This is a genomic window from Pseudobacteriovorax antillogorgiicola (assembly GCF_900177345.1).
GTDB classification, from domain to species: domain Bacteria; phylum Bdellovibrionota_B; class Oligoflexia; order Oligoflexales; family Oligoflexaceae; genus Pseudobacteriovorax; species Pseudobacteriovorax antillogorgiicola.
The window spans coordinates 1-25,165 of the sequence record NZ_FWZT01000029.1 but is presented as its reverse complement, the minus strand read 5'-3'; the positions used below and the strand labels follow the sequence as shown (position 1 = coordinate 25,165).

General features: G+C 38.8%; 22 protein-coding genes. 13 read left to right on the top strand and 9 right to left on the bottom strand.

Translation table 11 applies throughout. From position 1 onward, the window contains the following. Window positions 1-10 precede the first annotated feature (10 nt). Entirely contained in the window at window positions 11-1,894 is a 1,884-nt protein-coding gene (gene asnB / locus B9N89_RS27085) for an asparagine synthase (glutamine-hydrolyzing) (RefSeq protein WP_132324805.1), read from the bottom strand. A gap of 196 nt (window positions 1,895-2,090) precedes the next feature. Here asnB and B9N89_RS27080 point away from each other — a divergent pair, with 196 nt between their 5' ends. The 5 genes from B9N89_RS27080 to wecB are packed head-to-tail and all read left to right on the top strand — an operon-like array spanning window position 2,091 to window position 7,108. Further along, window positions 2,091-3,023, top strand: a complete 933-nt coding sequence (locus B9N89_RS27080) for a Gfo/Idh/MocA family oxidoreductase (protein ID WP_200820799.1) — start codon at window positions 2,091-2,093, stop codon at window positions 3,021-3,023. 14 nt (window positions 3,024-3,037) lie between these two features. Then, entirely contained in the window at window positions 3,038-4,342 is a 1,305-nt protein-coding gene (locus B9N89_RS27075) for a nucleotide sugar dehydrogenase (protein ID WP_132324812.1), read from the top strand. Window positions 4,343-4,345: 3 nt separating this feature from the next. Further along, a complete protein-coding gene (locus B9N89_RS27070) occupies window positions 4,346-4,921 on the top strand; it encodes an acyltransferase (RefSeq protein ID WP_132324815.1) in 576 nt (191 codons plus the stop codon). A gap of 7 nt (window positions 4,922-4,928) precedes the next feature. Continuing rightward, complete coding sequence (locus B9N89_RS27065; protein ID WP_132324818.1) at window positions 4,929-6,020, top strand: DegT/DnrJ/EryC1/StrS family aminotransferase; 1,092 nt, start codon at window positions 4,929-4,931, stop codon at window positions 6,018-6,020. After that, window positions 6,017-7,108 carry a non-hydrolyzing UDP-N-acetylglucosamine 2-epimerase gene (gene wecB / locus B9N89_RS27060; RefSeq protein WP_132324821.1) on the top strand — a complete coding sequence of 364 codons (1,092 nt, stop codon included), beginning with the start codon at window positions 6,017-6,019 and terminating at the stop codon, window positions 7,106-7,108. Before B9N89_RS27065 ends, wecB begins: the two co-directional genes overlap by 4 nt. Before the next feature lie 17 nt (window positions 7,109-7,125). Here wecB and B9N89_RS27055 read toward each other — a convergent pair whose 3' ends face one another. The 5 genes from B9N89_RS27055 to B9N89_RS31580 all read right to left on the bottom strand — a co-directional run bounded on the left by B9N89_RS27055 (window position 7,126) and on the right by B9N89_RS31580 (window position 12,165). Further along, the gene (locus B9N89_RS27055) at window positions 7,126-8,046 is read right to left on the bottom strand and encodes an NAD-dependent epimerase/dehydratase family protein (protein WP_132324824.1); all 921 of its coding nucleotides are present in this window, start codon (window positions 8,044-8,046) and stop codon (window positions 7,126-7,128) included. Then, on the bottom strand, window positions 8,043-9,593 hold the full coding sequence (locus B9N89_RS27050) for a GMC oxidoreductase (protein WP_132324827.1): 1,551 nt from the start codon (window positions 9,591-9,593) through the stop codon (window positions 8,043-8,045). The genes B9N89_RS27055 and B9N89_RS27050 overlap by 4 nt, the downstream gene beginning before the upstream one ends. Further along, the gene (locus B9N89_RS27045) at window positions 9,565-10,431 is read right to left on the bottom strand and encodes a glycosyltransferase (RefSeq protein WP_132324831.1); all 867 of its coding nucleotides are present in this window, start codon (window positions 10,429-10,431) and stop codon (window positions 9,565-9,567) included. Before B9N89_RS27045 ends, B9N89_RS27050 begins: the two co-directional genes overlap by 29 nt. Beyond that, window positions 10,428-11,084: a hypothetical protein gene (locus B9N89_RS27040; RefSeq protein ID WP_234996176.1), complete on the bottom strand. Its 657-nt coding sequence runs from the start codon at window positions 11,082-11,084 to the stop codon at window positions 10,428-10,430. The genes B9N89_RS27045 and B9N89_RS27040 overlap by 4 nt, the downstream gene beginning before the upstream one ends. A 313-nt stretch (window positions 11,085-11,397) precedes the next feature. Then, window positions 11,398-12,165, bottom strand: coding sequence for an O-antigen ligase family protein (locus B9N89_RS31580; protein WP_159455670.1), 768 nt, complete (start codon window positions 12,163-12,165; stop codon window positions 11,398-11,400). 661 nt (window positions 12,166-12,826) lie between these two features. On the opposite strand from B9N89_RS31580, the gene B9N89_RS27030 reads away from it, so the two are divergent. Further along, on the top strand, window positions 12,827-13,972 hold the full coding sequence (locus B9N89_RS27030) for a glycosyltransferase family protein (RefSeq protein WP_132324838.1): 1,146 nt from the start codon (window positions 12,827-12,829) through the stop codon (window positions 13,970-13,972). On the opposite strand, the gene B9N89_RS27025 is transcribed toward B9N89_RS27030, so the two are convergent. Beyond that, the gene (locus B9N89_RS27025; protein ID WP_132324841.1) at window positions 13,938-15,356 is read right to left on the bottom strand and encodes a sugar transferase; all 1,419 of its coding nucleotides are present in this window, start codon (window positions 15,354-15,356) and stop codon (window positions 13,938-13,940) included. The genes B9N89_RS27030 and B9N89_RS27025 overlap by 35 nt on opposite strands. Before the next feature lie 177 nt (window positions 15,357-15,533). Between B9N89_RS27025 and B9N89_RS27020 the strand changes: the two genes are divergently transcribed. The 4 genes from B9N89_RS27020 to B9N89_RS27005 are packed head-to-tail and all read left to right on the top strand — an operon-like array spanning window position 15,534 to window position 20,731. Further along, window positions 15,534-16,343, top strand: coding sequence for an ABC transporter permease (locus B9N89_RS27020; protein WP_132324844.1), 810 nt, complete (start codon window positions 15,534-15,536; stop codon window positions 16,341-16,343). Beyond that, complete coding sequence (locus tag B9N89_RS27015) at window positions 16,333-17,622, top strand: ABC transporter ATP-binding protein (RefSeq protein ID WP_159455669.1); 1,290 nt, start codon at window positions 16,333-16,335, stop codon at window positions 17,620-17,622. The genes B9N89_RS27020 and B9N89_RS27015 overlap by 11 nt, the downstream gene beginning before the upstream one ends. An 8-nt stretch (window positions 17,623-17,630) precedes the next feature. Next, the gene (locus B9N89_RS27010; protein WP_159455668.1) at window positions 17,631-19,790 is read left to right on the top strand and encodes a glycosyltransferase; all 2,160 of its coding nucleotides are present in this window, start codon (window positions 17,631-17,633) and stop codon (window positions 19,788-19,790) included. Then, window positions 19,787-20,731 (top strand): rhamnan synthesis F family protein, encoded by a 945-nt coding sequence (locus tag B9N89_RS27005; RefSeq protein WP_132324852.1) that lies wholly within the window; start codon window positions 19,787-19,789, stop codon window positions 20,729-20,731. Before B9N89_RS27010 ends, B9N89_RS27005 begins: the two co-directional genes overlap by 4 nt. 7 nt (window positions 20,732-20,738) lie before the next feature. Here the strand turns inward: B9N89_RS27005 and B9N89_RS27000 are convergent, their stop codons facing one another. Together B9N89_RS27000 and galE are read right to left on the bottom strand one after the other, a co-directional pair. Next, window positions 20,739-22,565, bottom strand: a complete 1,827-nt coding sequence (locus B9N89_RS27000) for a hypothetical protein (RefSeq protein WP_234996175.1) — start codon at window positions 22,563-22,565, stop codon at window positions 20,739-20,741. Window positions 22,566-22,823: 258 nt separating this feature from the next. Then, complete coding sequence (galE, locus tag B9N89_RS26995) at window positions 22,824-23,873, bottom strand: UDP-glucose 4-epimerase GalE (protein ID WP_132324858.1); 1,050 nt, start codon at window positions 23,871-23,873, stop codon at window positions 22,824-22,826. A 202-nt stretch (window positions 23,874-24,075) separates the two neighbouring features. Here galE and B9N89_RS31575 point away from each other — a divergent pair, with 202 nt between their 5' ends. From B9N89_RS31575 to B9N89_RS26985, 3 genes are all read left to right on the top strand, one after another. Then, window positions 24,076-24,243 (top strand): helix-turn-helix domain-containing protein, encoded by a 168-nt coding sequence (locus B9N89_RS31575; protein WP_159455667.1) that lies wholly within the window; start codon window positions 24,076-24,078, stop codon window positions 24,241-24,243. A 188-nt stretch (window positions 24,244-24,431) separates the two neighbouring features. Beyond that, entirely contained in the window at window positions 24,432-24,593 is a 162-nt protein-coding gene (locus tag B9N89_RS31570) for a hypothetical protein (protein WP_159455666.1), read from the top strand. Then, entirely contained in the window at window positions 24,590-24,880 is a 291-nt protein-coding gene (locus B9N89_RS26985) for a DDE-type integrase/transposase/recombinase (protein WP_132324864.1), read from the top strand. The genes B9N89_RS31570 and B9N89_RS26985 overlap by 4 nt, the downstream gene beginning before the upstream one ends. Window positions 24,881-25,165: the final 285 nt, after the last annotated feature.

Here is a 25,165-nt window from a genome sequence, read left to right as displayed (position 1 = left end):
CACTTGGATATCACATGGGTTCAATTTTTAGAGATTTACACCAAGCTAAATATGACAGAGCCCTCCAAATTGGTATACTTCCAGTGTTAGGATCCATCACTGAACGAGTCAAGAAATCTTCATCTAACACTTTTGATTTGCCTGCGAGTAGAACAGCATTCAACAGGTAGTCCCTATTACTAGATATTAGTCCACGCTCTGATGCTTCAAACCCAATTTTATCCCGTCTGTCTAAGATAGAGTCTGGAACAACTCCTCTCATTGACTCGCGCAATATATATTTAGTTTGCCCTTCTTTGGAGACTAGATCATGGGTTGGTAGACTAAGTGCAAAATCGATGATTTTAGTTGTGATGAATGGAGTTCTATTTTCGATCGAATACATCATTGCATTCCGATCACCGTGTCTCAGAAGTTGTGGCAGTCGATCAGTGGTAATCGAGTGCGCAAGTCTAGCCTTCAACCCAATTCCATGTTTCGATCTTGTAAGATTCTGGTGATTCGAATTCAGAAAATGACCTCCCAGCTCTACGCCGAAGCTAGCAACCCATTTGGGTAAAACAGGTCGTTTACTTAAAAGCCTCATAAGTCGATAGAGAAAATCCGGCGTGAATTGCTCGACAGCTTTTGCGATACAATATGCGAGAGATCTGTCTGGCCACTTCGAACTATTGTAAAGAAACTTAACAGCATCGACCAATTTTCCGTGGACAACAAGCTCAGCAATAATGTCCCCTGGAAACCCTGAATACCCCCCAAAAATTTCATCGGCACCTTGCCCCTCAAGTAAAACTTTGATACCGGATTTCTGAGCCCGCTCAAATACCTTATTTTGAGCAATAATACTTGGCGATAAGAAGGGCTCACCTTGATGAAGTGCAATATTTTCAACACTATAGTTAAGCTCTTCTGCTTCTATCACTACCTTATGAGAAATCGCCCCTGTTAAACAATTTATCTCATCTATCCACCGCTCCTCAGTAAGTTTAGGGTCTGACGATACGAAACTAAATGTGTGTAAGTCCCGGCTAGGATAGAGGTGCCTGGCGATACAAACTATAGCCGAGGAGTCTATTCCTCCCGAATTCGCAATACCATAGGGAACATCACACCTCATATGTAGATCAACAGTCTCAAAAAGAAGGTCCCTAAGTATTTTTTTCCTCTCACTGAAGGAGCTTGACCTGGCAATAGTTGGTTCAGGTTGCCAGTAATTCTTCTTAATAAATTGTAACCTCTCACCTTTCATATCAACATCAATAAAACTGCCAGGATCTACCTGATATACACCATTTATGAGAGTTTCTTGCCGATCGTCACTTATGCCCCGACCTAAAAATTCTATGAGTCGTTTTTCGTTAATGGATACAGAGTGGTCACTGGCAATTTCTAATAGAGAGGGCAGTTCCGAAGAAAATGTTATGGAGTCAGAAGAGAGCGTATAATACAGTGGCTTTATTCCCACTGGATCCCGAGCCAGAACAAGTCGATGTTCAATGACATCAAGAATGACAAATGCGAACATTCCAGTAAGCTTATCAAAGACTTCAGTACCCCATTCAACGTATGCGTACAAAAGAACTTCAGTGTCTGAGTCTGTTTTGAATGTATAGCCCTTACATTGCAGTTCCTTCTTTAGTTCAACATAATTATAAATCTCGCCATTAAATACCAATTCATATCTTCCATCGTCAGACTTAAATGGCTGTGAGGCTCTCTCATCTATGTCAATTATCGCAAGACGAAGATGACCCAAGCCTACCCAAAAGGAGCTAACTCTTCTTTGCGAATAACCCTTTCCATCGGGTCCTCGATGAACTAGCGAGTTAAAGCCTAACTGCGAAAAATGCTCTGATAAAGCACACTTAGTAATAACTCCAAAAATCCCACACATTTCACTATATTTCCTTGCTGTATATAGAAACTTACTTCAAGCTAAATCGCATATTTTCTATATGACTATCGGAACTCTTTATCCTTGTAACTCTCTCACTCCACCTTAATATATCTATTTGAACAAACTAATTTATTTATACGGTATACTGTGCAAAATTATTTGAGAATCCAAATCTTACTAGAACGAGACGATTATGAACTTTGCAATAATTGGCGCTGCGGGATATATCGCACCACGCCACATCAAAGCAATATATGATACTGGAAACAAAGTTGTCGCTGCGTATGACAAAAATGACTCTGTCGGAATTCTAGATAGCTTTTCGAAAAGTATCTGCTTTTTCAAGACATTCGAGGAGTATCACTGCTATGTCTCAACAGAGCTGAAAGACTCACTTAATTTTACTACGATTTGCTCCCCAAACTTTCTTCATAAACCTCATATACTACTTTCCCTAGAGATGGGTTCCAACGTAATTTGTGAAAAACCCCTAGTACTCAGTTCTCAAGATATCTATCTTCTAAGAGATCGTGAACATCGCTCAGGAAAGAAGGTTTACACGATACTGCAACTTAGAGAACACGATGCTATTCAAAACCTAAAAACAAAAATCAATAATGAGACAGAAAAAGAAAAACACGAAGTGACCCTAACGTATATTACATCTCGTGGCCCTTGGTATCAGACCACTTGGAAGGCTGAATATCGAAAATCTGGTGGATTAGGATTTAACATTGGAATACACTTTTTCGACATACTCTACTGGCTATTTGGCGATGTACAAAAAAGCGAGCTTCATGTGAATCAAGCAGATGTAATGTCGGGTTACTTTGAACTCGAAAAAGCTAGAGTACGCTGGTTTCTATCTATCAATGAAAACCACCTACCAGATATAGCAGTAAAAAATGGGCTTTCAACCTATAGATCTTTATTGATCAATGACCACGAAATTGAATTCTCCTCTGGATTTAACAACCTTCATACAAAAGTATATAGTTCCATCTTGAAAGGTCATGGACACAATTTAGCAGATGCCTCGAAAGCTATCAAAATAGTAGAAAACCTATACAAGAAACAAAGTATTGGCATTTCTCCTTGCTCCCATAGCTATCTTAGGTATCTATAACAAGGAGAATAATAATGACTACAAATATTATTGACCGTATCGAGAGTAGAGAGTCAGCTATTGGGATTTTCGGCATGGGATATGTAGGCCTCCCTTTGATGATAAGATTTTCAGAGGTTGGATTTAAAGTAATAGGTTTTGACATTGATATCGTCAAGCTAGAAAACCTGAATAGCGGAAAGTCCTACATCGAGCATATATCAGATGAGTCGATTCAAAAAGCTCAGAAATCAGGATTCACAGCAACTTCAGATTTTAGCAAAGCAAGAGATTGTGACGTTCTCATTATTTGTGTTCCTACTCCTCTAAACAAGTATAGGGAACCTGACTTAAGATTTGTTATTGGGACTATCGAAAGCATTCAACCGTACCTTAGGGAGGGGCAATTAGTATCCCTCGAGAGTACAACATACCCAGGAACAACTGAGGAAGAGCTCGCACCTAGAATTGAAAAGCAAGGATTAATCGTTGGCAGAGATATCCATCTCGTTTTCTCCCCCGAAAGAGAAGACCCGGGCAACACCAAGTTTACGACAAAAACAATTCCAAAAATCTGTGGCGGAGTAACACCAAATTGTTTAGAAGCTGGTATGACGCTATATCAGCAAATCATTGATCAAGTAGTCCCAGTTAGCTCGACTAGAACTGCTGAGATGACAAAGCTCATAGAAAACATTCATAGAGCAGTGAACATCGGTCTAGTAAATGAGATGAAGATACTCGCTGATAGAATGAGCATAGACATACACGAAGTAATTGCGGCCGCTGCTACAAAGCCTTTTGGCTTTACCGCTTACTACCCCGGCCCTGGATTAGGAGGCCACTGTATACCGATAGACCCATTCTATCTGACCTGGAAAGCTAGAGAATATGGACTCCACACAAGATTTATAGAGTTAGCTGGAGAAATAAATAATGGCATGCCTGACTATGTCGTTTCAAAAACCACCGATGCACTTAACAACCTAGGTAAGTCCCTAAAAGGCAGCAAAATACTAATTCTTGGAATAGCATACAAAAAAAATGTAGATGACATGAGAGAGTCGCCAAGCGTGTATATCATGGAAAAGCTACGTGATAAGGGTGTTCTAATCTCATATTCTGATCCGCACGTTGACACTTTCCCCAGAATGCGAGACCACCAATTTAACCTGAGAAGTGTCACTATAACGAAAGACTCCCTTGCTTCATTCGATGTAGTAATCTTGGCCACTGATCATGATAAATTCGACTATGATCTCATTAAGAAACATAGCAATACAATAATAGACACTAGAGGAATCTATCAAAAATCATTCAGTAATTTGGTGAAGGCTTAGATTATGACGGAATATACTCAGCATGAGACTGCAATAGTAGACAAAGGGGCAAGAATAGGTGAGGGAACACGTATCTGGCACTGGGTTCACATCTGTAGTGGAGCTAAAATAGGATCTTCTTGCTCTCTAGGTCAAAATGTATTTGTTGGCAATAATGTCAGAATTGGTGACAATGTTAAAGTTCAGAACAACGTTTCACTCTACGATAATGTCTTTTTAGAGGATGGAGTTTTCTGTGGACCAAGCATGGTTTTCACAAATGTAATCAATCCTAGAAGCCATATTGATCGTAAATCAGAATACCGTGATACCGTAGTTCGCAAACACGCCACGATTGGAGCAAATGCGACTATTGTCTGTGGGGTCGAAATTGGTCAATACGCCTTTATTGGTGCCGGTACAGTGATAACAAAAAACGTCAAACCATTTGCCCTGGTACTCGGCAACCCTGGAAAACAGGTTGGGTGGATGTGCGCGTGCGGACTACGTCTGAGTCTTAACAATAAACTCACTGCTTTTTGTCGGTGTGGATTAAAATATACTCTAAAAAACGACGAAACACTAGTATTGGAGTCCTAAAGGCGCAATGGAATTTATTGATTTATCCTTGCAACAACAGAAAATCAGAGATTCGATTCAGGGAGCTATTAACGATGTTTTGAACCACGGAAAGTACATCATGGGTCCGGAAGTTCAGGAACTAGAGTTCAAATTAGCCGAGTTCACTGGAGCACAACACTGTGTCAGTTGTGGAAATGGGACTGATGCGCTATTGCTTGCGCTCATGGCATTGGGGATAGGACCCGGTGATGAAGTTATTACAAGTACTTTTTCATTCATATCTACTTCAGAAGTTATTGCTCTATTAGGTGCTACAGCTGTATTTGTGGATATTGATCTACGCACTTATCAAATCGACCATAAAGCTATCGAGGGTGCCATAAGCAATCGAACCAAAGCGATCATCCCTGTGAGCCTTTATGGATTGTGCTCCAATTTTCAAGCCATCAATAAGATCGCAGCCAAATACAAAATAGTCGTAATAGAAGACGCGGCTCAGAGCTTCGGCGCAACGTATTTCAACAGATGGTCTTGCAATCTGTCCCATATTGCTACAACTTCCTTTTTTCCTTCGAAGCCTCTGGGGTGCTATGGTGACGGTGGAGCTATTTTCACAAGTGACAACGAAATAGCTGAGAAGATAAAGATTCTACGAACTCACGGACAGTCTAAAAGGTACTTCCAAAGAGAGATAGGAATAAATAGCCGTCTCGATTCGATTCAAGCAGCAATCCTTTTAAAAAAGCTAGACATCTTCAAAGAGGAAATTGAACTCAGACAAGAGGTAGCGAACCGATACAATTCCTATCTAGAAGGTATTGTGGGCATACCACATACACCTTTTGGTCAAACACATGTATTTGGTCAATATACGATTGCTGCAGAAAGAAGAGATCTTCTACTCTCTCATCTCAAAGAACACGGCATACCCTCGATGGTGTACTACCCAATACTTCTGCATAATCAAGTAGCAATGGAGCCCTTCATGAAAACTAGTGGAGAACTAAAAAACGCCGAACAAGCTATAATAAGTGTTCTTAGCCTGCCTATGAGCCCCTATCTCAGGACCAAAGACCAAAATCTAATTTGTGAAACAGTTAGGAATTTTTACCTATGAAAATCTGCACTGTCGTAGGGGCACGACCTCAGTTCATTAAAGCTGCGGCACTATCTCAACAAATAAAAAATTTCAACGGTATCAACGAAGTAATTGTGCATACTGGACAACACTACGACCCTCAAATGTCTGACGTATTTTTCGAACAAATGTCGATTCCAAGGCCAGTATACAACCTTGCTATAAATGGTGGTTCTCATGGCTCTATGACAGGTAAAATGATCCAGCATATTGAGCATATACTTCTAATCGAAAATCCTGACTGTGTTGTTGTATTTGGAGATACAAACTCTACGTTGTCAGCAGCAATCGCTGCTTCAAAAATAGGTATTCCAATTGCCCATATAGAAGCCGGTTTAAGATCATTCAACATGTCCATGCCTGAGGAAATCAATAGAATCTTAACCGATAGAGTATCCAAATTTCTATTCTGTCCAACTAAAACAGCCGTTTATAATCTAGCCAATGAGGGCATTCCTAGCGTAAATCTATCTAAAAATATTCCATGTATTGTCGAAAATACTGGCGACATTATGTATGATGCTGTTAAGATGTTCGGTAACTCAGAATCATTTGACAAAACAATTCTGAATAGACTCCGAAGCGACAAAAAAAATATATTCGTTACTTTACATCGCCAAGAAAACGTCGACTCGCCTGACAAACTAACTTCTATGATCAATGCTATTGGAAGCATAGCTCAGGAAGCAAACGTGATATTTCCGATTCACCCACGAACTAAAAACAGCTTGAAGAAATTCAAGCTTAACCTTCACCCTAATATTCAAGTTAGCAATCCTTTGGGATATATAGAGCTTCTTCAGATAGTTAAAAGGTGTGATTTAGTCATGACAGACTCAGGAGGACTTCAAAAAGAAGCCTACTTCTTAAAAAAACCCGCGATAATTCTGAGAGAACAAACTGAATGGCTAGAGCTCATCGAACAAAATTCGGCATTTTTATGTGGTTCTGATTTAGATATGATCTTATCCAAGTACAGAAAAGCTATTAACTCTGATGTAGTGCATCGCTCTAACTTATTTGGCGCCGGCGATACCAGCCAAAGAATAATAAGTTTTCTACATTAAACTAAACATCGAGATTTCTAATTAAGACTATAGTTGCGACTCATTACAATTCTTGTTAGACCTATAGGAAACCAAATTGATGGAAATTTAGAATTAGAGCCTTTTGCTCTTACTTTTTTTAGGATATAGGATTTTATTCGCAAGGAAGGTATTGCGAAGATGATAATCAAAGCCAGATTCATCATCATATTATTGTGATAACGCCTATTATTGGGAGATTCAATCTTTTCCAATTCTCCCCCAACAACAAGTAAATCCTTCCACGTTTCATCAGTACTACCATTACTGACTATATATTTCTTAAACTTATCTGTATCTGTACTTGCACTTTGGGATATAATAATATCTATAATTTTTTCAGAAACCTGCTCTACATGAACCCAGTTACACCGATATGAACCATTTCCATATAAACCAATCTTATGACATTCTGATAGAGATCTAATCAATCTATCCCATGCCCCCCCTTCCCCCAGAACGACTGCAGGTTGAAGGACATAAACTTGAGCGTCTTTTTCCAAGCTGTATCTTTCCGCAATAAATTCCAGTTTCTGTTTTACTTGAATATACGGTTCACCAATCTTGATATATGAAGAGTTTATCGATATTCGTTCCTCATGAAGAAAGTCGTAAACTACAAAAGAACTCAACACAATCAATCTTTTGACACTTAGTCTCTCGCACACCTGAAGAAAACTTCTGAACAAATCAATGTTTGCATATAAATCTGTATGATCATGAGCCATATACAAGCCCCAATCAAATTCGTCATTGATTGAAGCCACTTCATCCAAGGTACTAGCGTCTATATTGGGAGCTAAAACTTGTGGCCTACTATGTCTAGTTAAGATATGAATCTTCTCAAAATTGTTCACATACGATCTTAGAAAGTTTGTTCCTATAAAACCAGTTAATCCGATAGATAACAACTTTGTCATTTCAAACCTCTCAGATATCGAGCCAGACGAAAAGCCAAAGCTACAATAGTCAGACCTGAGTTAACATTACCTGATGTAGGAAAAACAGAACCATCACAGACATAAAGGTTATCTAATCCAAAAACCTTCAGATTCTTATCGACGACTCCATCCTCCGGTCCTTTAGCCATCCTTAGAGTACCAACATGATGGGCAGCAGAGGTAAAAGAGTTTTTCCAATCAATATCTTTATCTTCGTGTACAAATTCAAAATACCTATCAGAGAATATTTGCCTTACGTAACCTAAAGACTTTTCCATAGATACTAAGTCAATATCAGAAACATTCCAGTTTACGGAAGCAATAGGATAGCCAAAGTCATCTTTTTCATGAGATAGAGACACATAACTATCGCGGCTCGGAACCTGTTCTGTAACAAAAAAAAGATCTGCAAATCTGTACTTAACACGAAGACTTAACTTATATACTAAGATTTGTAAAACCAAGTTTATGCTAAAAATCACTTTCAGTATTTTGGATAGACTTAGCTTTCCTCTTTTAAGAGTCAACAGGTACAATTTCAGAGTCTCTGTCTCATTGTTGATTCCCTCCTTAAAACTTGGTCGTACATAAAAATTGTGGTTAGGAAGCCGCTCTAGTCGCTGTATCGAATCTCTGAATACAATTCCGGATTTAACTTTGACACTTGACTCCCCTTTAAAGTCACTATACATTCTCGCGACCGTAGGACGACGAAACTTCACCTGAACTAGATTTCCCATAGGGTGATCCATCAAGAACGCGCCTATATTGTTATACTTATTGTATTTTGAACCAGGCTTAAACTTGCAAGAATTTAGTAGAAGACGCGGCGACTCTAAGGCCCCTGCACACACTATAAAGATATTTGCTCTGATCTTCTTTGTTATTCGGGTCGATAAACAACCAACTTCAAGGTTGTCTATCCTATCCCTTATTGCACTAGATGATTTCAATTCTAGGGCTACCGCATTTGAAACTATAGTGAAGTTGCTATATTTTTTTGAAGCCCACATTAACTTAGATTTAAGATCAGTCACCGGCTGTGGCTGCTGAAAAACCTTGTTATCAATGACATCTCGCACTATAGGCAAGTCATACCGACTAATACCGAGCTCTTTTTCTAGTATATCCACATCAAACAAATGAGACGACTTAATACCTAAAAACATGCCTGCTTTGTCGTACCATGGCTTTAGATCTGAGAGCTTAATCGGCCACCCACTGTGGGGAATCCATTCTCTATATTGAAAATCTATTTCATCGAGCGGCGCAAGGACTCCATGCCAAAGGTTCGAAGTTCCACCGACTTCAATAGCTCGGGTTGGATTAAGTTTAAATGCTCTGCCCACACTACGATGCTGAACAGCTGAACAGCTGCTTCTAATAGAGTTGCCAGCTTCGATTAGGAAGATTCTGCTGTCAGTATTTGCAAGCTGCAACGCGAGAGTCCCCCCTCCAAGCCCTGAACCAATAATACAAATGTCAGTCCATGTTTCATCATCTAGATTGCGGCATTCCACTAGCATATCTGTCCCTTAATATATCCTGATACACAAATCTCAATAAACGTTCTGGCAGTAAACGCAAGGGTAATCTCACCGCGACAATTTTCATATATGTACTACTTGAAATCAGATTCTCTTCTAGTAATCTCTTGAAGAATTTGATTTCGTTTACTACATAGTCAAAACCACTTCTGCGCTTTATCATTCCATTACCAATTGTAGCGCGGACAAGTATTGAGTCTATATTATCCATATGGTAACCAGCTTTAAGCATTCTCATCCATAAGTAATAATCTTCAAAGCAAGGTACTGGCCTATAGTTGCCAACTTTGAGCACAGCACTTTTTCGAAACATCACCGTCATATGATTGAAAGGATTTCTGAATGGTGCCTGATTCCGTATTCTTTCGACTCCCAAAATACCGCGTCGAACACATTGTTCAGTAGAATTCTTGTGCATTGTGTCTTCAACCTCACAAATATGTCCTCCCACCAAGACTAGATCAGGGTTTGCCTCGAATTCCATGGTTTGCCGGGTGAATCTCCCATCAACAACTTCATCATCAGCATCCATTCGAGCAATTAGATCATTCGAACATTCTAAAACCCCCTTAGACAGGGATCGTCCAAGACCTAAATTAATTTCATTCAATATTATTCTAAAAGCTATCTCCAAATTTTTTTTATAAGCATAGTCGTGAATAACTTGTTTAAGTTTGCCGCCAATTGGACCATCTATTACTATTACGATTTCTTGAGGTTTTGGAACTTGCCTTGTGATTGACTCAAGACAGACAGATAGCCTTTCTGGATGGTCAAGAGCATATACTGGCAAAAGTACAGTGAATCTTTCATTCATACTTTCGTTACCGATATGAAGACCTGACTCTTATACTTAACTATCAGGAATATCAGGTAAGTAAGAATTAGCAAAATGCAACTTAAGGTTGCAACTATCCCACCTCTTATCGAGATTGTTTGATAGACGCTCTCGTTCTTACTTTGAAGTTTAGGATCACTCAACATTACAGGAGTGATTAATTGTGATTCCTGCAGAGAGTCGAAATATAGATAGTAGTTCTCTATCTTTTCTTTTTTAATGAGAAACTCCTTTTCTAGATTGTATTTTCTTTCTAGAAGACTATTTAGTTCCAATCTCTTGTTCTCCACAGAAGAACTTGGCATGTGGAGTGAATAATCCCTAAAGGCTCTAGCTGCTCTTTGAGAAGCAGATTCCATCTCATAGAGAACCTTATTGACTATACTAGAGTAGTTATTATTATAGAATTTCGAGTCTAATCCATCTGTATTGGAAAACTTGCGATTCAAGAATTCTTGAACTAGTGTGTTGTAAATTACTTGCAGGTCATAAATCAGATTGATTGATTCACCAACCAATTCGATGATTTTTTCATCACGCTTAGGAACAGCGTTGACTCCGGAGAATTGCACTCTATTTTCTAAAAATTCCTTAAAATGAAAGGCAATAATCTCCGATTCAGATTCACTCATGTGCGATGTCTTCAGTCTAACATAGTTCGTCGAATATACTATATCTAACCTCATGTTCTCACAGAACCTTCCAGAACAAATATTTTTCCCAACAGTAGTTTCTACCTGCGATACAATTTCAGATTCTGTAGATTGAAATTTTCTAAACACCTCTTGTGAATATGAGATAATTTTTATGTCATAGATTCTTTCAATGCGGGGAGGGTTATTAAGATGATAGCTATAACTTATGATCAAAATAAGAGGAACTATCCAAACTATGTATAATATATTAGCCCAAGCTAATTTCAAAAGAACCCTTAGATCTAAGTAGCTATCCACCGTATTTAGCCTCATATTCAGCTTTGGAAGAAATCGAACTAGAAATAGCAAGTGTATACATAAATATGAACCCTACGCTTGTTGACTCAAGAGACTGAAGGAACAACAACTCTATTCCGTGAGCAAATAATGCAGAGAAACAAAATGAAGCAAGAACTTTTGTCTCTATGTTGTTGGAAAGGCAATATGAACGATAAGTATGATAGCCGGCAGATATAATTATACACATGAAAAGGAATAGACCTAGTAAACCAGTCTCAGCCAGAATTTTAAGGTAGTAAGATTCAGTGACGGTTTTGAGCGTAACCCCAACCGGTAAATCAAAGTAACTTAGTGCATTACCATAGGTTCCTAAAGACCTTCCAAAAAGCCAATCCTGCCAATTTTCTAATGTTCCAATAACTCCTTTCCACGAGCCAAATCGATTTACGTTAGAGGTTTCAGTAGTCCAGTTGAATATGTTATAAATTCTCTGGGTGAGCGCCTTTGGAAGAAAAGCATGCCCCAGTAAAGACAGACTTCCAATAGTTACACCAAATAGGTAAAAGCCAGACAACTTCAATTTCAGCAGACCAGGTGAATTTACACCAATTATGAATCTAATAAATGAAGCTATTATTAGTCCTGTGATTACAGTCCCTTGTGCACCTCTGCTATATGTTCCAAGGACTAAGAAAATAGAAATGATCAGAGCTATGGTATTCGCACTACTATAACGATACAAAAGCCTGTTGAAAAAGTAGATACAAACATATGACATAACTACACCAAACGGTAGAGTAGATCCTATGCTAGATGAGATCCGAAAAGGGGCATATATGCGATCAAGGGGCGGTGGATTCCTGTATTGCCTAAAAGTCGACAAGGGAAAATCGAATATAATTTCGACGGAGGAAAATGCTGCTAGAACTACTAGGATAAACCAAATAACGTATTTGATATCTGACAATCTTGATAGGTTGTTGCACTGAGCAAGGTGAATGAAGTAGAAGAGAATAAAGTAGTAGTTAAATAGCATTAAACCAAGAAACGATCTTATAGGTTCGTCTCCCAGGGCTGCTAATATCAAAATGTACAAATTGAACAAAAATGCTGATACAACCGTTCCATTAAGTGAAACCTTCCAATTTAGCTTTCTAATAGTAAAGACTAGTGCAGGTACCAAAAACCCTAAAAGAACTATAAAGTTCGAAAGACCTCCGAACCAAAATGACAATGGTCCCCGTAGCAATACCAGTAAATAACCTATTATTAGAAATATAGTCATGGGGCTCATATAACGCATTTCAAGAGCATTATACAAAGACACCCTCCCAGAGCTTTAGAGTCGACCGCATTGTCGATTTTGTTTGCTTAGTTCATACTATGACCAAGCAAAATGGAATCATCAAGATAAATATAAATTTAAGGGATACCTAAACGTGAAAGTTGCCTACATAGTCACCGTAGAGATATGGAAATATGATGGTCTGTCTAAAAAAATTATTGATCAGATCCGTTCATGGAATGACTTAGGAGTACAAACTAAAGCTTTTTTCTTAATTCCACCCTACATTGAGGGTAATCAGCTACCTCAATTCGATTTTCAATATGAATACATTTTTGCATCGCCTAGTGGAGTCAAGTTTATTGATTCGGAATATAAGTTCGCGAAGTTTTTAAACTTTCCTAAACTACTAGATTCGGTTTCCGAATATAGTCCAACGAATATCTACATGCGATATGAACTTCTAAAACCGTTCATGATTGCAATATACAAGCTAAAGAAGCAAGCTGACGTTACCGTTGAGATAAACATGCTCGATCTGAAAGAGCGGGAATCTTTGACAAGTAGGAGCCTTCTCTCCCACCTGGTAGAACGATACAACCGGATGACTAGATCGTATGTCTTTAGGATGGCCGAAAAATTCGTAACTGTTACTCACGAAATTGCATCAGACACTTCAATATCGAAATTCAACAAACCAACTCATGTTGCATATAACAGCATTGACATACATCAAACAACCATCCGGAAAAAGGGCAATGTCGGTAGAAAAATCCGTTTGCTATTCATGGTTTCAAAAGAATACCCATGGCACGGCGTAGACAAGCTTTACAATTTTGCTGAATACTACAAAGATGAGATCGAATTACTGATGATTGGAAATTTTCTAGCTAAGAGTACGCTCCACAATGTAAATTATGCGGGATTTCTGTCCAATCTCGCACTAGAAGCAGCTGTGGAGTCATGTGATATCGCTGTTTCCAGTCTTGCGATTCATCGCTGTGGGCTTAAAGAGGCATGCCCCCTTAAAACGCGTGACTATTTAGCGTGGGGCTTTCCAACTATCTTAGGGTATCAGGAATCCATATTCCTTTCACATGACCTAAAACCTTGGATACTCCAGATTGAGAATACGGAACAATCTATCAACAACAATCATATACAGATGATCAATTTCTGTAGAGCAAATCGGGGCATTGTCGTTCCTAAAGAAGACGTCGCTAATTTAGTTCATAGTGAGATAATAGAGAAGCGTAGGCTTGACTTTATTCTAAGGACCTCCTACCAAGAGCAGATCTGAGCACCACAAAGACAGTTCGTAAAACAATTCGAAGGTAAAAGAAAATATTATAGTTTATTAAAAAGAAAAAATCGAAGGAAAGCTTAACTTTGGTATCGTCGACTGTATCCATAGCATATCCGGCCATAAGTTGAGCATGACCTGTCAAGCCTGGCCTGACCAAATATCTCATCTCGTACAGATCAATCTCCTTCGACATCTTTTGCGCGAATCCTACAGCTTCAGGACGAGGCCCGACAATAGACATATGACCCAAGAATATATTAATCAACTGCGGCAGCTCGTCTAAATGAAGTGGGCGTAGTAGCTTTCCTATTGACGTTACTCTATTATCTCCATTTCGCGTAAAACCTTCACTAGCCTCGATACAACTCCTATCTACATACATAGTTCTAAATTTGAACATCTTAAATGGTCTACCGTATCTACCCATACGGGTCTGATTAAAAAGTACAGGCCCTCTGTCCGTAATAAATATGGATAGAGCAATCACTAGAAAAATAGGAGAGAGGAAGACGATAGAAACAAGCGACAATAATATATCAATCAAGCGCATACATATCTCCGTAGAGAAATTTCTTGCATTTAAGCCTTTCTCAATCAGCCAAGACTTAGATATCGCATCCAACTGAACTTTTTCAAAGAGACTGGAGTACATGTCATTCTCATTAAAAACTCTGTATCCATTCTTTACTGCCCATACTGCTATATTCTCTGCATGAGCTGCACTTAAAGCTTCTTTACTAAAAACTATGTCACAAAACCTTTCACTGAGGCACTCTAAGTTAGGTTGATTACCACTAAATGGCCACTCTACATAACGAAAGTACTTGACTTCTCTATTATTAGGATCACTGCAAAAAGCCTTCATCTCACTTAGAATAGGTGAGTCACCAACAATTGTAAATTTGTAAGGGTTTCGCCGGTAAACCACAGAAAGTAGCAATCTAAAAGCGGTTACTGCTAAATATCCACCACACGTACCCCAGAGGAATGTTTTACGTCCGAACACGTCATAGAAAACAAAGTACATGATAGAAATTGTTGCAATAAGGGCTATCAAGCTAGAAAGAGCGCCATTTGTTATGACTTTATAAAATGAGTATCGTCTAGTTCTTTCGTAGTAACCTAACCCCAATGCAGAGAGACAGAAAATTGAAGCGAATACAAATGACCCTATGTAAATATGAAAGTCAGTCTTTTGAGCTACTGAGGCAAAGGGACTTTGACTAGTTGATAGAATATATGCAATTACTATAATCGAGTAGTCAGCAAGAAAAAGTAGGGTCCTATTTGTAGAAAATAACAAATCAGTTATATTAAATATCCAACTTTTTGTTTTGTATCTAACATTGAAGCTACCAAGAGAGCTAATATTTTCCATAATAATGTGTTCACTAAGTTTTTAGAGTTAGATAATCTTACCTTCACTCTGCTATGAACGTCCAGTAGATCGTCAATGGTCAAGGCTATTTGTCGTGGAAATGTGGCATAAACATAGAATTTCAGCAAAGAGTTTATTCTTTCTGCATATAAAAAATATACCAATAAGGATTCTTGAATGATCGGAAAAAAACTGGCCATCTCTAGCTCAATTAACTACAAATTGAGAAAGATTAGGATCGCTCGTTCACTAATCGTCCAACTGATTAAAAGAGACCTAAGACTGCGATACCGTGGATCGCTCCTAGGATACTTTTGGAGTATGCTTAATCCACTCCTCTATATGGCTGTTTTGTCTGCAGTGTTTTCATATATAATTCGTTTTGAGGTAAAAAATTACTCTCTATTTCTATTGACGGGTATTCTAATTTGGAACTTCTTCCAACAAAGCTTGAGTATTGGTGTCAATAGTATTCTATTTAACGGCTCCCTATTGAAAAAAGTGAAAGTTCCAGCATCGCTATTTCCTTTTGCTAGTGTATCTTCTGTTCTGATTAACTTCTTACTATCGTTGGTACCTTTTGCAGCAATCTCTATAGCAATAAAAGGCAATCTACCCCTGACTATACTATTTCTTCCCCTATGTATCGGAATTTTTGCAACTTTCATATTCGGTGTTTCGTTGACATTAGCCAGTCTCAATGTTCGTTTTCGTGATATTGGCCACCTTCTAGATCCTATTCTAACGATTCTTTTTTACTCTACTCCGATCATCTACCCCAAGTCTGCCATTCCTGAGAAATTTCGGATGATTCTCGACTTAAATCCACTAACCTACTATTTAGATATAACTCGAGATGTAATGTTCACAGGAGTAGTACCTGAAATTGAAGCATTGTTAACTGCTACAGCGTTCTCTATGCTGTCTATAGTTGTTGGATACCTTACATTTAATAAGCTAAAAGATGAGTTTGTCTATGATATCTAAAGAATCACTCGCAGTTTCTTGTGTAGGTGTATCAGTTGAGTATAAACTGCCGAATATTAGAACAAATACCTTTAAAGAGTTCATGATAAACAAGATCAATGGTAAACATAGAACTTATATACGAAGAGCGCTTAGAGGAGTCTCTATAGAAGCAAGAAATGGAGACTGTATTGCCTTTATAGGCCATAACGGTTCGGGAAAGTCTACTCTCCTAAAGTGCCTCGCTGGAATCATTAAACCACGGACAGGATCAATTTCAATCAGTGGAAAAGTGGCTCCTCTAATCGAGCTAGGAGCAGGCTTCGACCCTGAGCTAACGGGACGTGAAAATGTCTATTTATCTTCGACACTCATGGGTTTACTTCCAGCTGAAGTCGACTTAATCATTGAGTCGATTATCAAATTTGCTGATATAGGAGGATATTTTGACTTACCAGTGAAGACTTTTAGTAGTGGTATGTATATGAGGCTTGCTTTCGCGTGCACGACCTCCATTAACGCTCAAGTCGTTCTAATCGACGAAATTCTTGCTGTTGGAGATGACAGCTTTCAGAAGAAGTGTCTAAAACGCATGGAAGATATTAGAAACTCCGGAGCGACGTTGATACTTGTATCACACGACCTAGATACAGTAAAACAGATGGCCGATAAAATCTATGTTTTCGATGAAGGTAAGATTGCTTATGAAGGACACCCATCCAGTGCGATTTCATTTTATAAGAGCCTACTAAGAAAACGTGAACTTGATGCGATGCCAGAAGCATTAAGGCTAGAAACTCTTCGTGTAGAAAAACTTCAAAAAGAAAAAGATCAAAATCTTGGTAAAGATGGAAAAATTTCTAAGGTTCAAATTGGCCCCTTAACCAAGAACTCAAGCTTAGTTACCGGAGAAGGCTGGTTTTTAGAAATTCAAGTTGAAATTCCACGAAAACACAAGCTAGAACCAATAATTGGATTCGCAATCAATAATTGCCATAACATCAGGTTATTCGGAGGAAATACAAAGATCTTCGCTGACAAAATTTCTTCGAACGATGGGCTATCCACCGGAAATAAAGTCGTTAGATTTGAATTTGAAAGGCTGGACCTTGCCAGCGGCACCTATAAAGTAACTGCCGCAATACACAATAACGATTTAACCCAGACTATAGATATTCGTCATGATATAAGAATATTTGAAGTCATTGATCAATTTGACAAAGACAACTACGATCAAGATCTAATATCCTCCTACCAATCAGTACAATCACTAAATATTGCCAATACAATTACAAATTAGGATTTAGTGTGGGTCTATTAAAAAAATCATTGACTACAAGTAGACTTCTTATCAAAAGGGATTGGTCCGGACTTGGCCTACGCCTTGCCAAGTATGGCTTCACTAGGTTTATTCCAAGTCATATTACTTCAAGGCCAGAGAAAGTAAGCTTTACTAGAATCTCCAAAGACCATTTTAGCAAACAAGCACAGAAGGAATATTCTCGATTTCTATTTTCAGATTCCACATTGAAGTTCCCACTATTTGAGACACCAAGTCTATCCATAGTCATTATCCTCTATAACAAAGCTGAGCTATCTTTCCTTTGCCTTCAATCTCTATTAGGATGTGTAGGAGAAGTAAATGCTGAGATCATAATAATCGACAACTGTTCAATAGATTCGACCAACGAAATTCTGAAGAGAATTAAGAACTGTACAGTAATCAGGAATAGAGAAAACATCGGATTCTTGAAAGGATGTAATCAGGCCTTTAAGCATGTTCGGGCCCCAAATATCTTGTTTCTTAATAACGATACAGTTGTCTATCCAGGAACACTCTTTGCTGCTCTCAAAACAATTCAAAGCGACGGAAAAATTGGAGCCGTTGGTGGTCGTGTTGTTCTCACAGATGGCTCCTTGCAAGAAGCTGGCAATGTCATCTGGAGAGATGGTACTTGCCACGCTTATGGTCGAGGATGTCACCCTCACTCCGGCGAATTCATGTTTGAGCGAGATACAGACTACTGTTCTGGGGCTTTTCTACTTACTCGAAGTTCGCTTTTTAGCAATCTAGGAATGTTTGATGAACAGTTTGCTCCCGCATATTACGAAGAAACTGACTATTGCATAGAGCTTCAAAAGCAAGGTTACAAAGTGGTATATCAACCTCGTGCAGTGATCACCCACTTTGAGTTTGGAAGCGCGCAACTCTCAAATTTTGCATTAAGTATGATGAATAGGAACAGGGTAAAGTTTCTTAATAAACACAAAGATTTCCTGAAATCAAAGCCTCTACCTGGAGTGCCTTCTTTTTGGAATAGAACTCCAACTAAGATGAAGCCAAGACTGCTTTTTATAGACGATAGTCCTCCCGTACCGTTCTTAGGTGCTGGTTTTCCTCGCTCTCTTCAGATTCTAAAACAACTTTCCAACGATTTCTTTGTCACCATCTATCCAACAATCGGCAATGATTGCGGATGGCATGAGATATACAGTGAATTACCACGTTGCGTAGAAATTATCTCCTCAGGAAAGATGTTTAAGCTTCGGTCCTTCATAGAAGATCGAAGTAACTTTTATCAGTATATTTGGGTGTCTCGCCCCCACAATATGTCATACTTTGCAGATCATTGTCTTTCAAGTATCAGAAGCAGTTCCCTTAAAGTTATTTATGACGCAGAGGCAATTTTTACAAATAGAGAGTTGCTTGAGCGAAAAGTTCGAGGGAAAGCAGAAAAAAGTGTTTACCGGAGTAGAAAGTATAGCGAGTTTGAGCTAGCTAAACTTGCCGATTTTGTCACAGCGGTCTCAAAAAACGAGTTGAAGCAATTGAGCAACCCGAATCAGAACAGCGCGTTTGTTATAGGTCATGACCTTGTGAATAACTTCTCTTCCAACACATTTGAGAACCGGAAACACCTTGTTTTTCTTGGGAGCATACATGGCCATCCTACACCAAACTCGGATTCCATAATCTGGTTTATGGAAAAGGTATTTCCCTTAATAAAAAGAGAGCTTCCGGAAATAAAACTGGTACTTGTAGGATACAATAGACTTGTAAAAAACTCGGTTTTCCGCAAGTACGAATCAAACCTAGTATTCGCAGGGAGAGTGGATAACTTAAAAGTTGAGCTTTCAAAGTATCGAGTTATGGTAGTCCCCACGCGTTTCGCCGCCGGAATTCCTCAAAAAGCCTACGATGCATGTAGCTACGGCCTACCTTGTGTAGTTACACCTATCATAGAAAAGCAGATGGGGTGGTCCGATAATATCAATTGCCTTACTGCAGCCATCGACAACCCTGGCAAGTTTGCTGAGGACTGTATTAGGCTCTATAACTCTAAGCACTTGTGGGATAACATTAGACGAGGAATTAGCAGATATATCGCCGATCAACACGAAGAAGGTACTGCAATCCAAACGAAGCGATTGGTCAATCAACTACTGCAAAACAATGAGAATTTATGATGGAAAAGATCGGTCGATTTCTTGAGCGGCAGACAGCAAAACTAGCAATAGTTAACCAATACTCAATTAAAAGAAGTATCAACTTCTCTGTCGACGGAAATATTGCAAATACAGGGGAAAGAAATTTTGCACTATTTGCTCACTGGGACCCTCACGGCCTAATTGATAATTATGTCATCCACCACCTTAAATTCCTCTGTGAAATAGGAGTTGCTCCTATCCTAATATCAACTTCAGACAAGCTTAGCCCTTATGAGATCGATAGAGCAAAAAAGTATACCCACAAAATTATTAGTCGAAAAAATACTGGACTAGACTTTGCTTCTTGGAAGCAAGCCCTGATCAGCTGCCCTGAAGCCCTAGAGAGAAATCACTTGTTCTTTCTAAATGATAGTGTATACGGGCCCTTTCGGGATATATCTAATACTTACAACTTCCTACTTAAACAAACTTCCGGACTATGGGGAATGAACGATAGCTTTGAAAAAAACTGCCGTCATATCCAGTCCTTCTTTCTGTGTTTTACACCACAAATTGTTATGCACCCATACTTTAGAAAGTTTATAGACCAAATTGGAATTCTAGATGACAAAGAAGAGATAATCGTAAGATATGAGGTGGGCTTAAGTGGACGAACAGCAAGACACTCTATATCTCTCAACCCCCTCTTTCCCTTCATTCACATTGCCGAACATTGCAAAATGATGGGTGATAAGTTTCAATATCAAGACTGGGTACAGCGAGGACCATTTAACTCAACAATCTTTGCATGGGATCTACTTCTCAAGGATTTTGACTACCCGTTTCTAAAGACTGAGGTTCTAAAGAAAAATCGATTCAACAGTCAGTCGGTTAAATACTGGAGAGATTTTATTCCAAATGAAGGAAAAAGTCTCATACCAATAATAGAAAATCATATTTCACGTGTTACAACATCATAGCTAGAGATTACCAAAACTTGTCATAATAAAAGAATTTGGGTAAAAAGTACATATTAACCAATGCAACATAACAAAAAATTCCTAATCGCAGTCCAAATACTTCGTGTGTGTCTGTTTTCAGTGAGCCAAACCCTCTTACCACAAACATAAAGTATAGAAATATCAAGGGGCCAACCAACCTAATTTTAGTATATGATTCCAGTAGGATCTTGCTATGATCAACATACGGAAGAGAGATCGATGTTATTATCAATATACAAGCAGTATATGAAACGACCATTGCAACCCCAATGAAGCTTGCTTTAAGGACAGTGGTACTTTCTCGATAGCTCTTCCAACCTTGGGTGGACAAAAACGTGACTACTATGCCACAGAAAATATACATCCACTCAGAAAACTGAGAATGTCCCCACACGAATGTCCCAAAAACAGACTTTATATGACCGTTCAAAATTGCTCCGAAGAAGCTTAGACTTAGAATTTGGGGACCATCTAGAATCGATAAAATTTTGTGATCGATATTGCTGGATATTAGATCCCAGATATTTCTGTCAAAAAATACGAAGCGATCTGAAAATTTAACCAACAAAAATGCTAGAAAGATTGATAAGATTACAATTGAAACCAGTTCTAAAGCAGCTCTACCGAATCCTACCGATCTAGATTGATTATTATTAGCCATTTCATTGATAGTAAGAAACGGAATAATAAGAAAGATAGTAATCCAGGATCTATCGTAATATTTCAATATTAAAATAAATATTGTTACTAGAACAAATGATAGAATTGGTCGACAGAACTTTTTCCACCTTTCACTCCCCGTAGAGAATGCAATGAGACTCATAAATCCACCAATGAATAATGGAATATCGTTGGTGATACTGGGAATAGCGCTCCAAAATCCTCCGCACAGTATCAGTCCAACCAAAAATCCCTGGAAGTATCCGTTTTCCAGGAAAAAATAAGCCGAAGTAATACATATAATTAACAGCAATAAAGTGATTACCTGATGATAAAAAACGAACTGATGGGGGCTAGTCAAGGGATTGCTGAATAGAGAAATATCTTGATACCAATTCATCGGCTGACTGGATATACCACAATGACCAACAATACGATGAATACAGGTATTCCTCACTGGGTGAAGCTTATGAAGGTAATAAAAATCATTCTGCTCCATAAAGTCATAGCTTTGATTGTAGAAACTCCCTAGTTGAACAGGAGCCTTACCTTCAACATGGAATGATCTGTACATCATATCTAAGTGAGCTGTCTCATCATGGCCGCTCATTGAGTCTGTAGTTGCCAAAACTGAGATTACAAGGCTGATAGTCAATAGTATGAAGAAATATTTTGTTCTAACAAAAGCGATACTAATTGCAAGAAATACTATCCCTAACACTGCACTTAAGAATCTCTCAATGCTTTTTTTTGATAATGATGCTAGAAAGTCCATATAGCCAACTTTATATCTTCCACTAGTTGTTACTGCCCAAACAGTACCCTCCGAGTCAATTTTGGTTTCTATGTCAATTGTTGAATTGTTAGGCTGGACTAGAAGACTTGCTCGGTATACCCCAGGAAGTATGGGTTTATTGAATCGAAATTGAATGGTATCCGAGAAAAATTGCCTTCGATCCGTTGGCTTTGAATAAATTCTATCGTCAAGAATTAGAGTAGCGAACTGAACATTATCTTCTCTAAAGTACTTTAAGTTCAATGTCTTTGGAAAACGAAACTCTTGTTCCAAGAAGCTCTCTTCAAAATTTTTTCGAAAGTTATATCTTTCAATATCGCTTCTTGGAATCGACGAAATACTTCTATTTGCAGCCATCCCTCGGGGTTGTGACAGAGATCCAATCTTTTTATTGAACGTACCTATTTCAACTAGCTTTGAGGACGATACTCGATTATTATTGATGACCCAAAATGGAGAATCGAAAAATTCATTTACTCTATATATGTCTGAAAAAAATAGGTATAGTGGTAGGACGAGAAAACAGTAAGGAAATAGTCCCAACCTTTTATCCTGCCAAATATTTTTTCTTGATATTATCCCAATTGATGAATGCCCTCTTTATGAGTCAGGGTGTCAAGTAACTTCTCTACCTAGACTTTGGTTAACCGAAAATATTCTTCGCTCGCTATTTGAGTTCCTAATTAGTTTTTTTTCCCAGTGATAAGCAGATTCAACTATAGAGCTTATGTCTTCATACACTGGTCTCCAATTAAGAAGCTTCTTAATTCTATTTGAATTTGCAATGACTGAACTCACATCGCCAATTCGCCTATATCCTTCAGACACCTTAATAGGTTTTCTGTGCGCTAATTCAACAGCTTTAAGGACTTCTCGTACAGAAAGGCCACGGCCATACCCACAATTCAGTACTATAGAATCCCCGCCATCTCTGAGGTATCTGTAAGACTCCAAATGCGCCTTGGCCAAATCTTCGACATGAATATAGTCTCTAATGCAAGTTCCATCATGAGTAGGGTAGTCTGTACCAAAAATCGTAACTTTATCCCTGATGCCTAAGGCCGCTTCACACGCTACTTTAATCAGATGTGTCGCATTTGGATTTCTTGGACCAATACGGCCAAGTAAATCAGAACCAGCAACGTTAAAGTACCTTAATATAACGTAACTTAAGTTTGGTAAAGCAGCTCTCATATCAGAGAGTACATATTCATCCATCAGCTTCGATCTTGCATAAGGGTTCGTTGGGTTCAAAGGGCTGTCCTCAGTGACTTGAAGCAACTCATTTTCCCCATAAACTGCAGCAGTAGAAGAAAATACAATTTTGTTTACTCCATACCTTATGCAAGCGTCAAAAATATTGATACTATTGACTGTATTATTTCTATAGTATTTTAATGGCATTTTAACCGACTCAGGCACAATAATTGATGCTGCAAAGTGAAATACAGCATCAAATCTATACTGAGAGAATACTGACTCCACCAGTTTACTATCAGATATATCGCCAACGACTAGTTTTTCATCATAGATCAAATTTTCTTTTGAGCCTGTACTTAGATTATCTATGATAACCACTTGATATCCGCATTCGGACAGTTGACGAACAACGTGACTTCCTATGTATCCGCAACCACCCGTAACAAGAATACTACTCTCAGGCATGGCACCCTCAAATATTTAGAAATAGACTGACAGAAACTATTTAGTTTCTGTCAGTCTATTTCTAAATATTTACTTGGTCTACACCATTATTCAAAAGAATTATAAAACCGAAAGTATGGTGTCTTGCTCGGGGTTAATTGGACTCACTACAGTGAGAAAATTCACTTCCTGTCGTAAACTTAACGAGTTACAAGGAGGTATCATGGGTAAGAAGCTGCAGATTAGCAATGCGCAAAGGGTTGAAGCTGTGATGGCACTATTGACACGAGGTGAGTCAGCTTCAGCTATAGCTAGACGCTTCAAAATCAGTGAAGGAAGCCTATACCGGCTCAAAGATGAGTTTAGCTCGGGTCAGGAGAGGGCGCGGTAGCCAAATCACGAGTCATAGCTCAATTAGCCCCGTTTCCCTCTAATGCCCCGAGGCATAAGGAGAAGCTGATTCATGAGAAAGTTGCTACCAGTTATAAGATTCCAGGCTCTACCAAAACTCGCATATCAGCAGGGACCATCCGCAAATGGATCAATGTCTATCAGCAGTCAAGTTGTAGGATAGAATCCTTGATACCCAAGACCCGCAGTGACAGGGGTCACTACCGAAAGCTGGATGCCAGATTGAGGCTAGCCCTTCGCGCGCTCAAGGAAGAAAATCCTATCTACACCGTTCCAGCAATGATCAATATCATGAGGCAGCAGGGACTATCAAAAAAGACGATAAGATGAACTTTGCTACGATCTATCGTTTTATTCGCGATCAGGGGCTCAATCAGAGGCAGGTAGATCCTAATGATCGTCGTCGCTATGAGGCTGATCACCCAAATGCCATCTGGCAATGCGATGTCATGCATGGACCATCAGTTCGACACGAAGAGAAAGGGTTCAGGAAAACCTATCTCTTTGCCATCATTGATGATCATTCGCGCCTGATAGTCCACGCTGAATTCTATTGGTACGAGACTTTTCTTAGCCTGAAAGAGTGCCTTAAGAAGGCTGTTAGCAGTATCAATTGATGGGAGCAAGAGATTTGACACCGAGCATGTTCGATTATCCGCTAGTGAATTACTGTAGAAATACGATACGGTAGGTCTCATATAACAATCTGAGGATGCCGTATTTTTATCTTCAAACTTTGCAAAAGATTCCTGAAGTAAGGAACGTTTATCTAAGAAAAGAATAGGATTTTAAACTAAGAATTGGCTACTAGAGCCGATCTCAATAATGCTAAAAACTATGGCAAACATTAGTGTATGCTAGGCCTCTCGAGAACTAGGAGGCATCAATGAAGCTAACCAATG

Excerpts from the sequence above, each read along its gene's own strand:
- B9N89_RS27005 (WP_132324852.1), top strand. The coding sequence starts at position 19,787 with ATGATGGAAAAGATCGGTCGATTTCTTGAGCGGCAGACAGCAAAACTA.
- asnB (WP_132324805.1), bottom strand. The coding sequence starts at position 1,894 with ATGTGTGGGATTTTTGGAGTTATTACTAAGTGTGCTTTATCAGAGCAT.
- B9N89_RS27080 (WP_200820799.1), top strand. The coding sequence starts at position 2,091 with ATGAACTTTGCAATAATTGGCGCTGCGGGATATATCGCACCACGCCAC.
- B9N89_RS27040 (WP_234996176.1), bottom strand. The coding sequence starts at position 11,084 with ATGAGTGAATCTGAATCGGAGATTATTGCCTTTCATTTTAAGGAATTT.
- B9N89_RS31575 (WP_159455667.1), top strand. The coding sequence starts at position 24,076 with ATGGGTAAGAAGCTGCAGATTAGCAATGCGCAAAGGGTTGAAGCTGTG.
- B9N89_RS31580 (WP_159455670.1), bottom strand. The coding sequence starts at position 12,165 with ATGTCATATGTTTGTATCTACTTTTTCAACAGGCTTTTGTATCGTTAT.
- B9N89_RS27050 (WP_132324827.1), bottom strand. The coding sequence starts at position 9,593 with ATGCTAGTGGAATGCCGCAATCTAGATGATGAAACATGGACTGACATT.
- B9N89_RS27045 (WP_132324831.1), bottom strand. The coding sequence starts at position 10,431 with ATGAATGAAAGATTCACTGTACTTTTGCCAGTATATGCTCTTGACCAT.
- B9N89_RS27065 (WP_132324818.1), top strand. The coding sequence starts at position 4,929 with ATGGAATTTATTGATTTATCCTTGCAACAACAGAAAATCAGAGATTCG.
- B9N89_RS26985 (WP_132324864.1), top strand. The coding sequence starts at position 24,590 with ATGAACTTTGCTACGATCTATCGTTTTATTCGCGATCAGGGGCTCAAT.
- wecB (WP_132324821.1), top strand. The coding sequence starts at position 6,017 with ATGAAAATCTGCACTGTCGTAGGGGCACGACCTCAGTTCATTAAAGCT.
- B9N89_RS27055 (WP_132324824.1), bottom strand. The coding sequence starts at position 8,046 with ATGACAAAGTTGTTATCTATCGGATTAACTGGTTTTATAGGAACAAAC.
- B9N89_RS27015 (WP_159455669.1), top strand. The coding sequence starts at position 16,333 with ATGATATCTAAAGAATCACTCGCAGTTTCTTGTGTAGGTGTATCAGTT.
- B9N89_RS27070 (WP_132324815.1), top strand. The coding sequence starts at position 4,346 with ATGACGGAATATACTCAGCATGAGACTGCAATAGTAGACAAAGGGGCA.
- B9N89_RS27000 (WP_234996175.1), bottom strand. The coding sequence starts at position 22,565 with ATGGCTGCAAATAGAAGTATTTCGTCGATTCCAAGAAGCGATATTGAA.
- galE (WP_132324858.1), bottom strand. The coding sequence starts at position 23,873 with ATGCCTGAGAGTAGTATTCTTGTTACGGGTGGTTGCGGATACATAGGA.
- B9N89_RS27075 (WP_132324812.1), top strand. The coding sequence starts at position 3,038 with ATGACTACAAATATTATTGACCGTATCGAGAGTAGAGAGTCAGCTATT.
- B9N89_RS27020 (WP_132324844.1), top strand. The coding sequence starts at position 15,534 with ATGATCGGAAAAAAACTGGCCATCTCTAGCTCAATTAACTACAAATTG.
- B9N89_RS27025 (WP_132324841.1), bottom strand. The coding sequence starts at position 15,356 with ATGGAAAATATTAGCTCTCTTGGTAGCTTCAATGTTAGATACAAAACA.